Here is a 14,787-nt window from a genome sequence, read left to right as displayed (position 1 = left end):
CTCAGGGGTTGGGCGGGTCGGACACGGCCTGGCCGTTGCCCAGCATCCACAGCATGATGGTCTTCTGCCGCACGTAGTTGGCGCGCACATAGGCATACACCAGGCCGTGCCAGCCGTCGCGGAAGCCGCCCCGGAACAGGAAGCCGCGCCAGAACCGCCAGGCCGGGGCCAGCACCAGCTTGCCGAGGGTGGCCCGCTTGCCGCGCGCGAACTCGTGCTCGGCCATCATCCGCGCGTATTTCTCGGTCTTGGCCAGCTGCTGCTGCAGCGAGCGGTAGGGGAAGTGGATGAGGTCCCCGCGCAGGGTGCCGACGGTGCCATCGACGCTGGCCGCCTCATGGATCTCGCGTTTGCCGCGCCAGCCGCCTTGACGGCGGTCGAACAGGCGCAGCACCCGGTCCGGATAGGCATTGCCGTGGCGCAGGAATCTGCCGAAATACTCCGACAGGCGCGCGAAGCGGTAGCCCGCATGACCTGTAAAACCGCCGTCGCGGGCCTGTTCGATGGCCGTGCGCAGTTCTGGGCTGATGCGCTCGTCGGCGTCCAGGCACAGTACCCATTCGTGGCGGGCCTGCTCGACGCAGAACGCTTTCTGGCTGCGGAAACCATCGAACGGGCGCTGCAGCACGCGGGCGCCGGCAGCCTCGGCGATGGCTGCCGTGGCATCGGTGGACAGGGAGTCCACCACCACGATCTCATCACAGAAGGCCAGCGAGGCCAGGCAGTCGCCGATGCGCCCGGCCTCGTTGAACGCGATAATGCAGGCCGAGATGCGAGGCCGTTCGATGGGAGCGGTCGTGGAGGACATGATGGCCGGGTACCTGTTGTTTGCGACGGAGCGCTATGCGCTGCCTATTCTCGCCCCGTTGGTGCAGGCCTTGCACGCTTCCGGCCAGGAAGTGGCGGCCTGGTTCGAAGATGGTGCGGCTGGCAGCCAGCTGCCCGGCGTGCCCAACATCGGCCTGAAGCAGGCCCTGGCGATGCGTCCGCGGGCAGTGTTCAGCGCGGCCAACTGGGTACCGACCTTCCTGTCGGGGGCCAAGGTGCAGCTGTTCCACGGCTTCAACGTGGAAAAGCGCGACAGTGCGCGTGGCCACTTCCGGGTGCGCGGCATGTTCGACCTTTACTGCACGCAGGGCCCTGCCACTACCGCGCCGTTCCGCGAGATCGCGGCACTGCAGGGTCATTTCGCCGTGGCGGAAACCGGCTGGCCGAAGCTGGACCCGCTGTTCCGCGACGATGGCGGCGACAGTGCCGCGCTGCGTAGTGCGGCCGGCGGTCGCCCAGTGATCCTGTTCGGTTCAACTTTCACCGAGCGCTTGAGTGCGGCCCCGCACCTGCATGCGCAGATCGCCGCCGACATCGCCGCCGGGCAGCACTACTGGCTGCTGACCCTGCACCCCAAGTGCCCGCCAGAACTGTTCGAACGCTACCGCGCGCTGGCCGGCGCCAATGCGCGGTTCATCGAACCGGAGCAGGTGATGGCTGCGCAGCGCGCCGCCGACGTGCTGGTATCGGACACCTCATCGATCGTTTCCGAGTTCATCATCCAGCACAAACCGGTGGTGACCTTCCGCAACCGCGTGCCGAAGCCGCACATGATCGATTTCGACGATCCGCAGCAGCTGTCGGCAATGCTGGCGCGCGCGCTGCATCCGGATGCAGCGTTGCAGGCGGAGATCGTGCGCTACGCCGATGCCATCCACCCCTACCGCGATGGCCTGTCCAGTGAGCGGGTGATCGCCGCGACCGAGGATTTCCTGTCCGGCGAGATGGGCGCGCTGCGTCGCAAACCGTTTGGCAGCTGGGTGCGCGACCTGCAGATCCGCAAGGACCTGGGCTACTGGGGGCCGTCGCAGCGGTGATGGATGCGCAGGGGTCAGAGCCCATTCCTGCGGAATGGGATCCGACCCCCTGCTCCGCAGTAGGTCCACGCCATGCGTGGATGGTCATTTCAACGCCCGGCGGCTTACCAGCGCAGCTTGCGACGCGCCAGCGCCGTCGCCAGTTCTTCCATCAACGCATGTGCACCCGCCTGCGGCAGGTAGCGCAACGCCAACGCCACATCGCCATGCGCACCGGCGGTGTCCAGATGCAGGCTGGCCGTACCCAGCAGCTTGTCCAGCGGTGAGCGCTGCAGGCGCAGGCCCTGCACCTTGTCCAGCTCGGCCCAGCGCCACCAGCGCTTCCACCAGCCACCGCGCACCGCCACAAACTGGCCATCCAAGTGCCAGCCCATCCGTGCCATCTGCCGGTGCGCGATCAACAGGCTGACCGGCAGCCAGGCCAGCAGTGCCAGGGCCGGCAGGCCCCAGCGCCAGTACAGTGCGGCGGTCAGCAACGGCACAACCAGCAACGTGGACAGCGACAGCCGCCACCATCCGCGTTGCGGTATCGGCTGCCATTGCTGCGGCGGCCATTGCAGCTGTGGCAGCAGGTGGCGCACCAGCCCGTCGCAGGCGCTGGCGCCAGCCAGCGGTGCCAGTTCGCGCAGCGCGCGGTCGTCATCGCGCGAGGGGCCACCGGCGGCGCTGTCGATACGCAGCTGGCGCAACCCGAACCAGCGCTGCAGGGTGCTCTCGCCCAGCGTCCAGGCCTGGATGCGGCGACGCGCGACGCTGCTGCGGGTACGGCTGAGCAGGCCGGTGGAGACGGTCAGGCGCCGTTCGCGCTCGCTGAGGGTGAAGCCGTGGTAACGCAGCAGCGTCAGCACCACCGACAACACCCGCAGCAGCAGCCAGCCCAGCAGCAATGCCGCAGCCAGCAGCACCAGCCCACCGGTTACCCCGGTGTGCAGATGGCTGGCGTAGCCGAAGGCCTCGCGCCCGCCGCGCTGGATGGCATCGTCCATCACCGGACGCGGTACGGTCTGGAACAGAACACCGAAGGCGGCGATCGCCAGCGCCCAGCCGCGGTTGGACAGCAGGCCCATGCGCAGCACATCCCAGCTCGACAGGCGCAGCAGTACCTGTTCGTCGTCGGAGGGTAGGACACTGGCAGCCGCCGCGTCGCCCGGCGTTGGCTGGGGCGCCTGTCCGCGCTGGCGCACCAGTTGTTCCAGGGCCAACGCCTGGTCCAGCCGCAGCACGCGCATCTCCGCTTCCGGGCGCACGCCGCCGGCCGATTCCAGGCGCAGCTCGGCAACCCCGAACAACCGATGCAACGGGTTCTGCCGCACTTCCACGTTGTGGATGCGGGCGAAGGGAATCTCGCGCCGGTTGCGCGCCAGCAGGCCGCTGCGCACGGTGATCGCATCGTTGCCGATGCGATAGCGGTAACTGAGGTACTGCAGTACCGAGACCAGCACCAGCGCGGCGATGGCGGTCAGCGGGATCAACTGTGCCCACATCGGGTCGCGGTCGCTGCGTTGGCCGAACACCAGCAACGCGACCAGCGGCAGGAAATAGTGGCGCAGCTGCATCAGCAGCACGAACAGCCACGACCACGGGTGCAGGCGATGCTCTTCGCCACCGTTGGGCAGCGACGGCGGCAGGGGCGGCGGCAGGCTCACAGGGCGTCGGCGTCCTGGTCGAGCTGATGGGCCAGGGTGTCACGCAGGCGCTCGGCATCGGCTTCGTCCAGGCCGTTGACCGTGACCGCACTCAGGCGGGTGCCGGCGGTGTGCACGATCAGCGTGGCCAGGCCTGCGCGCCGCTCCAGCGGCCCGCGCCGCAGGTCCAAGTGCTGCACGCGCGAAATGGGAATGCGGGTCTCCAGCTGCCACATCAGGTCGCGGCGCAGGCCCAGGCCCTGTGCATCCAGCCGCCAGCGGGTGCGGGTCAGGCGGCGATGGCCGATCCAGCCGCCGAAGGCGACGCCGACCAGCAGGCCCAGAGACGCCGCCCACAGGCCACCGGGAAGATCGAAGAACCACCAGGCGGCCGCCAGCGGTGCGCCGGGAATGAAGAGTCCGCCGAAGGCGCCCTCCAGCGCCGCCAACCGGGCAGCGCGCCGCGGCAGGGGTTGCCAGTGGTCGAGGGGCATTTCGGTGGCGGCAACAGGCAAGGGAAGTTCGGTCACGCAGGCGTCCGTCGGGCAGCAGGGCGGGCAGGCGCGGTGATGGCCGCACTGCGCAGACGTTAGCAGGTCGCCCGCGCTACTGGGCGGCCTGGATCAGCGCGTCGACATCCAGCAGGTGGCCAGCGCGGTCGGCCTTGGTGCGCAGGTAGTGCTCGTTCTCGGCGGTGATCTCGCCGGTGACCGGAATGCAGTCCAGCACTTCGATGCCTGCATTGCGCAGGCGTTGTGCCTTGGTCGGGTTGTTGCTGAGCAGGGCAACACGGGACACACCCAGCCCGCGCAGCATCGCCACCGCGCTGCCATAGCGACGCTCGTCGGCGCCGAAGCCCAGCTGCGCATCGGCGTCGATGGTATCCAGTCCGTCATGCTGGTAGCCGTAGGCGCGCATCTTCGCGGCGATGCCGGTACCGCGGCCTTCCTGGTCCAGGTACAGCAGCACGCCGCCGCCCAGTTCCTTCAACTTGCGCAGGCCGCGCCGCAGCTGGTCGCCGCAGTCGCACTTGAGTGAACCGAACAGGTCGCCGGTGAGGCAGGACGAATGCACGCGCACCGGCACCACGGCGGAAAGGTCCGGTTCGCCGACGATGATCGCCACCTGGTCGCGCTGGGCGACGCCGCCGCGGAACACCGCGAACGTGGTCATGCCGACATCGCGAAGCGGCACAGGAGAACGTGCCACCAGTTCGTAATCATGTGCGGCATGCGCAGCGCCTTCGGCCAGATCGCACAGGCCGACGTCGGCGGCGCCATCGAAGGTGTTGTCAGCCGCCTCAAGGCGCACGGCCACCATCGCCGGCAGCAGCAGGCCCAGCCGGGCCAGTTCCACCGCGCCGGCATCGAACGCATCGCCTGCGCTCCAGGCCGCGGGCATCGGTCCGGGCTCGCGCAGGTAACCCAGCGAGGGCAGGGCATCGAAGGTGACGCCGGCCAATGGCAGGCGCGCGCCCTCGGGTGCCTCGACGCCGAGCACGCGGGCGCGGGTGGCGGTCAGATACAGGTAATGGCGCTCGCGCGCGGCGCTGGCGAAGGCGGCAAAGCTGCTGGCAGTGGCGCTGTCCAGCGCGATCACCGCCAAGCGCTGGCCCTGGCCATCGTGGAGCAGGACCGGACGACCGGCGCGCAGCTCGGCGACCGCGCGCTCGCAGCGGATCGCTGCCGGATCACCGAACAGGGAGGAAGCAGACATGGCAGGACCGGGGGAGGCGGACATCGGTGTCTCTATGGGGGCGCCAGCGTCGTATTCAACGTGCTGCGGCGGTGTGTCGCAGGCCGGGTGGAGCGGCTTTCAGTGCGGATGCTCGTCGGTCGCGTACGGGTCTTCCTCGCCGCTGCCCGGTGGCCGCAGCGTATAGCGCTTGTAGGTCCACTGATACTGCGCCGGGTCGCGGCGGGCGATGCGTTCGATGCCCGCGTTGAGCGCGGTGGCGGCGACCTCTGGGTCCGGGTCGGCCACGGCCGGGTCGGTCGGCTCGATGTGCAGGGCGAATTCCATGTCCGGGCCGATGCGCTCGCACCAGCCATACAGCACCGTCGCGCCGGTGCGCTCGGCCAGCCGGTTGACCAGGGTCATGGTCAGTGCCTGCACGCCGAAGAACGGCACGAACACCCCGTCGCCGGCCTTGGGCTGCTGGTCGGGCAGGATGCCGGTGGCGCCGCCGTCCTTGAGCACCTTGAACAGCTGGCGCACGGCCGGGCCCTCGGCGCGCACCTGCTGCACGTTGTGGCCGCCGCGCACGATCTGCAGGAAGGCATCGCTGGCCTCGTCCTCCGGCGGCTTGTAGACGATGGCGATCTGCCCGCGCGAGGCCAGCCACTGGTTCAGCAGCTCCCAGTTGCCGTAGTGCGGGGCCGCCACGATCACGCCCTTGCCACTGGCCAGCGCCGCATCGTACAGCGCCTGGCCGTGGCGCTCCTTCAGGTGCAGGCGCAGGTTGTCTTCGGGCTTCCGGCTCCACAGGCGCAGGGTCTCGATGGCCTGCAGGGCAGTGGAGCGCAGCAGGTCGCGCTGCAGGCGTTCGCGTGCCGCGCCGTCCAGCTCGGGATAGGCCAGCTCCAGGTTGCGGCGGGTGACGCGGCTTTCGCGGGCATCGAGGCGCACCCACGTCCAGGCCAGGGCGTGCGCGAACCCGCGCAGCAGTGGCCAGGGCAGGCGGGCGAACAGGGTGGTGGCGCGGTAGACCAGCCGGGCTTTGCGGTGTGGATTCATCTCCCCCAGTTTAGCCAAGGGCGCTGCTATCGTGGCCGGCCCCTTGCCTGGAAGCCTGCCCCGATGCTCGTCCTGATTCAACGTGTCAGCCAGGCTGCCGTGCATGTGGAAGGTGAGGCGGTAGGGCAGATCGGCCCCGGCCTGCTGGCCCTGGTCGGCATGGAGCCGGGCGATACCGAGGCCCAGCTGCAGCGGATGGCCGAACGCGTGCTCGGCTACCGTGTGTTTGCAGATGAGGCGGGCAAAATGAACCGCTCGCTGCGTGATACCGGCGGCGGCCTGCTGCTGGTCAGCCAGTTCACCCTGGCCGCGGACACCCGTTCCGGCATGCGGCCCAGCTTTACCAGCGCCGCACCGCCGGAGGAGGCTGAACGCGGCTTCAATCGATTTGTCGACATTTGTCGTGAAAATCACGCGCCGGGGGTGGAAACGGGCCGCTTTGGTGCCCATATGGTCGTCAGCCTGGTCAATGACGGTCCCGTGACCTTCCTCCTCAGGCCCTAGGCCACCGGGACCACCGCCCGGCAGGCCGGGCCCCGGGCTGGTATAATGCTACGTTCCCTATTTCCCCCTAGCCGGTGGCGCGAGCACTACATGGCCAACGAACGTCCTGCCCAATCCGAAATCAAGCAACTGATCAGCAAGGGCCTGGAACAGGGCTACCTGACCTATGCCGAAGTCAATGACCACCTGCCGGACGACATGGTCGACCCGGAACAGATCGAAGACATCATCGGCATGATCAACGGCATGGGCATTGATGTCCATGAAGTTGCTCCGGATGTGGAAACCCTGCTTCTCAACGACGGCAACACGGGCAACCGTGAGGTCGACGACACCGCAGCCGAAGAAGCTGCCGCCGCGCTGAGCGCGCTCGACACCGAAGGTGGCCGTACCACCGACCCGGTGCGCATGTACATGCGCGAAATGGGTACCGTCGAGCTGCTGACCCGCGAGGGCGAAATCGCCATTGCAAAGCGCATCGAAGAAGGCCTGTCCCAGGTCCAGGCCGCACTCGGCCAGTTCCCGGTGTCGGTCGAATCGCTGCTGACCGATTACGAAGCGCACAAGGAAGGCCGCAAGCGCCTTGCCGAAGTGATCGTCGGCTTCAACGATCTGTCTGAAGAAGTGCCCGCCCCGGCGGCTGCCGTGGCCGATGACGCCGACGCCAGCGATGACGACGCCGACGAAGAAGATGACGACGTCGAGGGCGGTGAAGAAGAAGCCGGCCCGACCGGTCCGGATCCGGAGGAAGTCGCCGCGCGCATGCAGGCGCTGGGCGATGCCCTCAATGCCTTCAAGAAGGCCGTTGCCAAGGGCGACAAGAAGAACCTGCTGAAGCTCCGCGAGGAGATGTCGGCGGTGTTCGTCACCCTGAAGCTGCCGCTGCCGCTGACCGACGTGCTGACCAAGCAGCTGCGTGACACCATGGGCAGCGTCAAGGCCCACGAGCGCCGCGTGCTGAACCTGGCCACCGTCACTGCCCGCATGCCGCGCAAGGACTTCATCCGTTCCTGGGAAGGCAATCAGACCAACCTGGAATGGGTGGAAGACGCACTGAAGCGCAAGCAGAAGTGGTCTTCGGCGCTGCGTGAAGTGAAGGACCAGATCGTGTCCGAGCAGCAGGCCACCATCGATATCGAGAAGGTGACCCTGCTGGACCTGGACGAGCTGAAGGAACTCAGCCGTGCCATGGCCTACGGCGAAGCCAAGGCGCGCAAGGCCAAGAAGGAAATGGTCGAGGCCAACCTGCGTCTGGTGATCTCCATCGCCAAGAAGTACACCAACCGCGGCCTGCAGTTCCTCGACCTGATCCAGGAAGGCAACATCGGCCTGATGAAGGCCGTGGACAAATTCGAGTACCGTCGCGGCTACAAGTTCTCCACGTATGCGACCTGGTGGATCCGCCAGGCCATCACCCGTTCGATCGCCGATCAGGCGCGCACCATCCGTATTCCGGTGCACATGATCGAAACGATCAACAAGTTGAACCGCATTTCCCGCCAGATGCTCCAGCAGTACGGCCGCGAGGCTACGCCGGAGGAGCTGGCCAAGGAAATGGACATGCCGGAAGACAAGATCCGCAAGGTGATGAAGATCGCCAAGGAGCCGATCTCGATGGAAACCCCGATCGGCGACGACGAGGATTCCCATCTGGGCGACTTCATCGAGGACACCAACGTGGAGTCCCCGATCGAGAACACCACCAACATCAATCTGTCTGAAACCGTGCGCGACGTGCTGGCCGGCCTCACCCCGCGTGAAGCCAAGGTGCTGCGCATGCGCTTCGGCATCGACATGAACACCGACCACACCCTCGAGGAGGTCGGCAAGCAGTTCGACGTGACCCGCGAGCGCATCCGCCAGATCGAAGCAAAGGCCCTGCGCAAGCTGCGTCACCCGAGCCGTTCGGAGCAGCTGCGCAGCTTCCTGGATATCGATTGATCGATCCCGGCAGTTCGCGATGAAGCACCGACAGACCCCGCGCAAGCGGGGTTTGTTTTTTGGGGCGGCAGGTGTCGCCGCGTATGCAGCGGGCGCGAATGCGGATGTGTACTCGAGCCGGGCGGCGGCGCAGCGGATGGAGCGGTTGTTCGAGGGCTTGGGGGATCGCTAGGCGGAACGCGTTATTTCGTTGCGCGTTTCGTAACTTAATTGCGGGTTTTCTCTCGATGCTATTTGGGGAGATGCTATTTTAATCAATGGCATATGGGTTTCGTGAGGTTGCGATTTGCCGAAAATTGGTGTATAGATTCGTAACTTAATTCGTCCCGAAACTCAGGCCATGGCCCGTCCCCGTACCGTCCAGCTCCAGACGCTGTTCGACAACCTGCCTGCCGGCGAGGTCGTATCAGCTGCCGATCTCGTCGATCGCTTGAGGGTTACCCGGACAACGTTGAGTCGTCTTGTCGCCGAGGCCGGGAACCGCGTGGTGCGACTTGGCCGCACCCGTACCACGGCCTATGCCGTCCGCCAGCAGACCGCCGCGGGCAGCGAGTGGCCGCTGTTCCGGCTGGGGCCGGACGCCACCCTTGAAGAACTGGGCACGGTCGTGGCACTCACGGGCGAGACCTTCCACGTGGCGACCACCGCCGCACGCCCCAATCTGACCCGTTCGCCAGGCGAGACCGTCGAAAGCCACTTCCCGGGGCTGCCGTGGTACCTGGACGACCTGCGCCCGCAGGGCTTCCTCGGTCGCACCTTCGCACATCGTCGCGGCCGGGATCTGGGCGTTCCCGACGACCTCAATCGATGGCAGCTGGCCGATACCCTACAGGCACTCGTCCGTGCAGGCGGAACCGAAATCGGTGATCTCCTGCTCGGCGGCGATGCGGTGCAGATGGCGCTGCGCGGGCTGGACGCGCCCGGTGACCGGGTTCCAGCAGGGGAGCGTGCACGCCGCTATCCCGAGCGTGCCGCGGCAGCACTGGAAGGCGAAGACGTCGGCTCGTCGCCCGGTGGCGAGCAACCGAAGTTCACCGCGACGGTCGAGCATGACGGCGGCCGCTACGCAGCGCTGGTCAAGTTCGCGCAGCCCACCGCAGGGCAAGCCGCAGAGCGCTGGGCGGACCTGCTGGTCTGCGAGCACCTGGCCCTGCAGTGCCTGCGCGACGCCGGTATGCAGGCAGCCGCTTCAGAGGTCCTCCAGACCGACACGCACACCTTCCTGGAGGTGCAGCGCTTCGACCGCACCGTTGACGTGCTCGGTCGGCGTGGTTTCGTCTCGTTGCTGGCGCTGTCATCGGCATTCGTCGGCGATGTGACCCTGGACTGGGGAACGGCGGGCGACGCGTTGCTGGCGCAGGGCTGGGTCGATCACGACGCGCAGGCCACCATGGGCAGGCTGCACGCGTTCGGCCGGCTCATCGGCAACAGCGACATGCACCAGGGAAATCTAGGTTTCCACCTGGTGGATCGCGGCCCGCTGGCGCTGGCACCGGTCTACGACATGCTGCCGATGTCACTGGCGCCTTCGCGCACCGGGGTCGTACGTGCGCCTACGCCGCTGGCGTCCGTCGCCCCGGAGCGCAGTGGCCAGCTTGCGCACCTGCACTGGGCGGCGCCCCAGGCGGTGGACTACTGGCAACGCGTGGCGGACTCGGCGCTGCTGCGCTCGGCCGAACTGCGCGAGCTGGCGGCGGAGAATGCCCGCCGGGTGGAGGCGATGGGGCAGCGTTTCGGATGATGCTTGGGTGTGTAGTGGAAAGCGTGCAGGGGGCTCCACTACACTGTGCAGCTGCGGGGGGCCTATAGCTCAACGGTTAGAGCAGAGGACTCATAATCCTTTGGTTCCAGGTTCGAATCCTGGTGGGCCCACCACATCAAACTCCCGCATTGCCACCTGTTGTGGGCGAAAGCACAAGTTGGCCGTTTTGGCCAACTTGTACTAGAGCGTAAAGCACAAGTTGGCCGATTTAAGGCCTCTGTAGATTCGCCGGCCTAGGCAATTCAATGGCTTATGTGCCGCAAGTGGTGGTTCTTCCGGCTGCGGCCAACTTATGCTGAAGTGCCCATGTACCGTCTACGCGAAGGGTAGGCTAGAAGGGCTCCACGTGATGATGGTGGTGCCTGTTGGCCAGACTACGACGACAGGTCTAACAGTGGTGCATCCAATAACGGCTGTGCGCTACTGCCGGAAACCAGATATTGCCATGCTGAAACGCAATGGCTTGGCAGCCTGAACCAAATGATTCTCAGTGGCGAGCCATGCTTCTGTGTGCGAAGCGTAGACCTTAAGGACATTTATGGACGACGGGATTGCGAAGGTGAGCTACAGAAAATTCATGCGTGCTCGACGCCCGGAGCTGTACTCGGACACGCTGCATGCCGATGTCGGCGAAATGGACCGACGCCAGTTTGAGTACCATCTGCAAACCCTCACCAGCCGTAAGGAAGAAACCGCGTTTGAGAACTTCGCGCGGTTGCTCGCTGAGAAGGAGCTATGCCCCAATCTCATACCGCAGACTGGGCCCACAGGCGGTGGTGATAGCAAGGTCGATACGGAGACGTATCCAGTAGCTCCGTCGATTGCGACGCTCTGGTTCGAGGGGGCGCCAACCGCTGCCGAAGAACGCTGGGGCTTCGCAGTGAGCGCCAAGGCCCAATGGAAGCCAAAAGTCCTCTCCGACGTTGCAAAGATTGCGTCTACCGGTCGGCCGTACTCCCTGATCTACTTCATCTCCAATCAAGCCATTAAGGACAAAGATCGTGCCGCAGTAGAAGATGCCCTGACAGCTGAACATGGCGTCCCGGTGCGAATCCTCGACAGAAGCTGGATCGTAGAGAAAGTTGTCCGAAATCGACGGTGGGACACCGTAGCCGAAGCCCTCCAGTTCGAGTTTACGCATAAGACTGTCTCTACGCCCGGCCCTCACGATGTTGGCAGACTGCGCGATCTGGAGGCGTTGGACACCAAGATTGAGGCAGCGGCTGCATCTTCAGTCACCTTCGAGCTGGTTGAAGAGAGCTTGCGATCTGCTGTGCTTGCACGGGGCCTTGAGAGGCCCCGACATGAAATCGATGGCCGCTTTGATCGTGCACTGCGTCTCGCGGAGAAAGTCGGAGGTAGCCAGCGACAGCGCATTTTGTACATGAAAGCTTGGAGCGCACTTTGGTGGTTCGATGACTTGGATGAAGCGGCACGAATTTATGACCTCCTTGAATCCGAAGCTCTGTCCTCCGACTGGGTATGGCACCTAGATGACCTCGTCAATCTATGGACGGCGCTTCAGATCACAAAAGAACCTGAAGAGGCGCGTACAGCCGCATTGCGTGCCGCACTCCAGCGCCATGCCGACGACACTTCAAAGACGACAAGTTCGCTCTGGGCACGCATGCAGCTGCTCCTCATGGATCTCGCTGAGACCAGGCGCGGGAAAGGAAGCCTGCAGGCCACCCTGGCCGCAATGCACGAAATCCTTGGCCAAGTACGTCGACTGATTGAATTCCCCATCGAGCCGATCATTCGCATCGTGCGGGAGCTATCACAGTTCATCGGTGACACGGCCGGATATGATGATCTCTTGGACGGCGTCATTGAAATCGAGCGCGAGAGGAATGGCGATCGTGCCGCTGGCGAGCTGCAGTTGCAGCGCGGACTGCAAAAGCTTGAGCGAAAGAAGCCGTATGACGCGATTGACGACTTGGCCCGTGCGCAGGTGCTCCTGGCACAAGACGACTGCCGTGATCAGTTCATAGCTGCGCTGGTTGGAACAGGGCTGGCGTACGAGTCGGCGGGACTATTCTATGCAGCAAGAGGAAATCTTGTTGGTGCGCTCGACCGATCCCTGTACTCGTGGTTCAAGGAAGGGTCTGTTGATCGACGTGCGCTACCGCTTCTCAAGAAGCTAGCGTGGATTGAGATTCAGCTTGGTCGCGTGCCCTACGTGCTTGCATGGGTGAAGTGGTTTGGGCCCATCCGAACTGCATTGAGCTTGAGTGAGGCAGAGGTCCAGGAGCTTGATCATGAACTGCAAGCAATCGATCGAGTCTTGGGGATACTTATTCTTCGTACTGCTCATGAAGACTGGGTGGCTTTGACGCGACTACCAGACCTCTTCTCCAGCCTAGGCTTGGAGATGTCGCGTGCTGCCGCACTTTTCATGCTTGGCTACGAGAGCAAGATACGGGAAGAGTACGGCTCCGGTGACGGCGATCTGAACCAGTACTTCAGCCAGTGGCTCGCGTCCCCGGCCGGGCTCGATCTTTCCGAAAAGCCGTTATGGCACTTCCGTACCACCACCTTGGTGACCTTCATACTGGGGTGTCGAGTCGAAATTCTGGTCCGCGGCGGAACTACATCGGCATTGCTTGGAGAGAGCATCGTAGGCTTCCTCGAGGCCTTCTACTCCAGTGCGGTTCGCGGCATGACGCTCATTTCTCCACGAGAGCGACTGCTTATCGAGGTTCGACAGGCCGAGGCTGCGAAGGCACCGTTCTCGCATCGTCATGTCGAGGACGATTGCGGCGAGACGACGCTCATCATCACCCACCCAGTCTTGGCAGTCGCAGATATTGTCGGTGAAGGCTTTGAAGGACCAATGTTTGATCTCTTCACGCGCGTGACCTATGAGCTGCAACTCAATGCCGAGTCGCAGCAGTTTGAAGAAATGTTTGCAAAGTTCCGCGCTCAGGATCGCGCACACTACGCTGCACGATCGATCATTTCACTGGCAAACATCCTCGGAGATCCTCCGCCTGGGCGGGCGAATGATTGGCTGCGAGACGAAAGTTTGTCTGACTTTCCGCTCGCTCGAGAGGAGGCATGGGCGCCAAGGGCCGTTGCCGCTGAGGAAGGTGACGATGTATCCCGCGAGGAGGGGGCTCCCGGCGATGAGTTGCGTCCCGAGCATCTATTTGGCGCAGATGCTATTCGGCATCGCGACGTGAGAGTGATGTCCCCCATCGTACTTCCACTGTGGGATAAGGCGAAGTGGAAAGGAACAGCTGTAGCATTGCCACAGGCACCTGGAGAAGTAGTGCCGCCTATGATGGCCTTGGCTTTCGAGGATTTCGAGTCAGGCAAGAAGATCTTCCGTGGATGGCTCAAAAAGATTGGTGCGGAGAACCAGGATGGCTGGCTCAGTGTGACGATCATTACCGAAATCCAGCGCAGTAATCCGCTGGCCTACCGTGTGGTAGTTGGTATCAGTGAGTCGTATATGAAAGCTGCCATGTCGAACAATCGATTTTGTGCCATGGCCTATCGGATGCACGACATGACGCCATCATCAGGTCGAAACCTTGACATCCTGCAGGAACACTTTAGACGGTCGGGATTCGTCATCCTGATGCCAGTTGATTTCAAGGGAGGCGCCTCTGGGATAGCACTTGCACGCGAGAACATTGATCTGGGAATAAGAATTTCGTCTTTGCAGTTTGTTCCAGCATGGAAGGTTGATCCTTCCTCGCCTTTGATTGCAGCCATGCGTGGAATCACCGACCCTGTACTACCGGCGGGTATGACTGAAGCACCTTTCATGCAACGCCTTCAAAAATAGGCGAGTTCAGGCGGCTAGTGCGTGTGCAACCTGAGGGCGAGGCGTAGCGTTGCATGCAACCTGTGCCGACAAACGTATTCCGATCGCTTGAGGCCATAATGCCGCCGTCAGTCGGGGACGTGTCTATCTTGTTTTGACGGATTCATGTGGCTTATTCCTTAATCGGGATGGATGTAGGCCTCAGTACTGACAGCGAACCTGTCCCTGACATTGAAGGAGGATCAGGATTCTCATTCATTAAGGTAGGTCTGACATCCATGGCTACAAAAGATTCAATCGGCCAGGCACTGGCCATCGTAGATGTGTCGCTTCGCGAGTTCTTCCCAGACGACTTTCATAAGCGTTGCATGTATGCATCTCTCGGGATCGCGGCCCTTCTGCGAGACGAAGGCATCTCAGCGCATATGGTGGGAGGAGAGTTCATTTGTACGGTGGTGTCCCGAGACGGCGCAACGTTGACGCTCCAGGGATTCGGAGGCGGTAAGGATGGGCTCCCTTCGCACTTCTGGGTATTGGCCGCGGGTCAGTAGCTTGATCTGGGACCGATGTACCTTCCCTATG

General features: G+C 63.9%; 10 protein-coding genes and 1 tRNA gene. 6 read left to right on the top strand and 5 right to left on the bottom strand.

From position 1 onward, the window contains the following. Position 1 precedes the first annotated feature (1 nt). Positions 2-808, bottom strand: a complete 807-nt coding sequence (locus ACEF39_RS18665; protein ID WP_500286151.1) for a glycosyltransferase family 2 protein — start codon at positions 806-808, stop codon at positions 2-4. On the opposite strand from ACEF39_RS18665, the gene ACEF39_RS18660 reads away from it, so the two are divergent. Continuing rightward, entirely contained in the window at positions 807-1,865 is a 1,059-nt protein-coding gene (locus tag ACEF39_RS18660) for a CDP-glycerol glycerophosphotransferase family protein (RefSeq protein WP_500286150.1), read from the top strand. The genes ACEF39_RS18665 and ACEF39_RS18660 overlap by 2 nt on opposite strands. 104 nt (positions 1,866-1,969) lie before the next feature. On the opposite strand, the gene ACEF39_RS18655 is transcribed toward ACEF39_RS18660, so the two are convergent. The 4 genes from ACEF39_RS18655 to ACEF39_RS18640 all read right to left on the bottom strand — a co-directional run bounded on the left by ACEF39_RS18655 (position 1,970) and on the right by ACEF39_RS18640 (position 6,226). Further along, complete coding sequence (locus ACEF39_RS18655) at positions 1,970-3,511, bottom strand: PH domain-containing protein (RefSeq protein ID WP_500286149.1); 1,542 nt, start codon at positions 3,509-3,511, stop codon at positions 1,970-1,972. Beyond that, positions 3,508-3,984 carry a PH domain-containing protein gene (locus tag ACEF39_RS18650; protein WP_500288050.1) on the bottom strand — a complete coding sequence of 159 codons (477 nt, stop codon included), beginning with the start codon at positions 3,982-3,984 and terminating at the stop codon, positions 3,508-3,510. Before ACEF39_RS18650 ends, ACEF39_RS18655 begins: the two co-directional genes overlap by 4 nt. 112 nt (positions 3,985-4,096) lie before the next feature. Then, positions 4,097-5,230, bottom strand: coding sequence for a GTP cyclohydrolase II RibA (ribA, locus tag ACEF39_RS18645; RefSeq protein WP_500286148.1), 1,134 nt, complete (start codon positions 5,228-5,230; stop codon positions 4,097-4,099). Between the two features lie 75 nt (positions 5,231-5,305). Next, positions 5,306-6,226 (bottom strand): lauroyl acyltransferase, encoded by a 921-nt coding sequence (locus tag ACEF39_RS18640; protein WP_500286147.1) that lies wholly within the window; start codon positions 6,224-6,226, stop codon positions 5,306-5,308. Positions 6,227-6,289: 63 nt separating this feature from the next. On the opposite strand from ACEF39_RS18640, the gene dtd reads away from it, so the two are divergent. The 5 genes from dtd (at position 6,290) to ACEF39_RS18615 (ending at position 14,226) form a co-directional block, all read left to right on the top strand. After that, the gene (dtd, locus tag ACEF39_RS18635; RefSeq protein WP_099820533.1) at positions 6,290-6,730 is read left to right on the top strand and encodes a D-aminoacyl-tRNA deacylase; all 441 of its coding nucleotides are present in this window, start codon (positions 6,290-6,292) and stop codon (positions 6,728-6,730) included. A 90-nt stretch (positions 6,731-6,820) separates the two neighbouring features. Further along, complete coding sequence (gene rpoD / locus ACEF39_RS18630) at positions 6,821-8,671, top strand: RNA polymerase sigma factor RpoD (protein ID WP_500286146.1); 1,851 nt, start codon at positions 6,821-6,823, stop codon at positions 8,669-8,671. A 340-nt stretch (positions 8,672-9,011) separates the two neighbouring features. Then, complete coding sequence (gene yjjJ / locus ACEF39_RS18625; RefSeq protein ID WP_500286145.1) at positions 9,012-10,412, top strand: type II toxin-antitoxin system HipA family toxin YjjJ; 1,401 nt, start codon at positions 9,012-9,014, stop codon at positions 10,410-10,412. A 58-nt stretch (positions 10,413-10,470) separates the two neighbouring features. Next, positions 10,471-10,546 (top strand) — tRNA-Ile (locus tag ACEF39_RS18620). A 425-nt stretch (positions 10,547-10,971) separates the two neighbouring features. Further along, positions 10,972-14,226 (top strand): hypothetical protein, encoded by a 3,255-nt coding sequence (locus ACEF39_RS18615; RefSeq protein WP_500286144.1) that lies wholly within the window; start codon positions 10,972-10,974, stop codon positions 14,224-14,226. The last annotated feature ends 561 nt before the right edge of the window (positions 14,227-14,787 follow it).

It is taken from the genome of Stenotrophomonas indicatrix, assembly GCA_041545745.1.
Lineage (GTDB): Bacteria > Pseudomonadota > Gammaproteobacteria > Xanthomonadales > Xanthomonadaceae > Stenotrophomonas > Stenotrophomonas indicatrix_A.
Note: the sequence above shows the minus strand (reverse complement) of the source record. Positions and strands in the feature narration are given on the sequence as shown.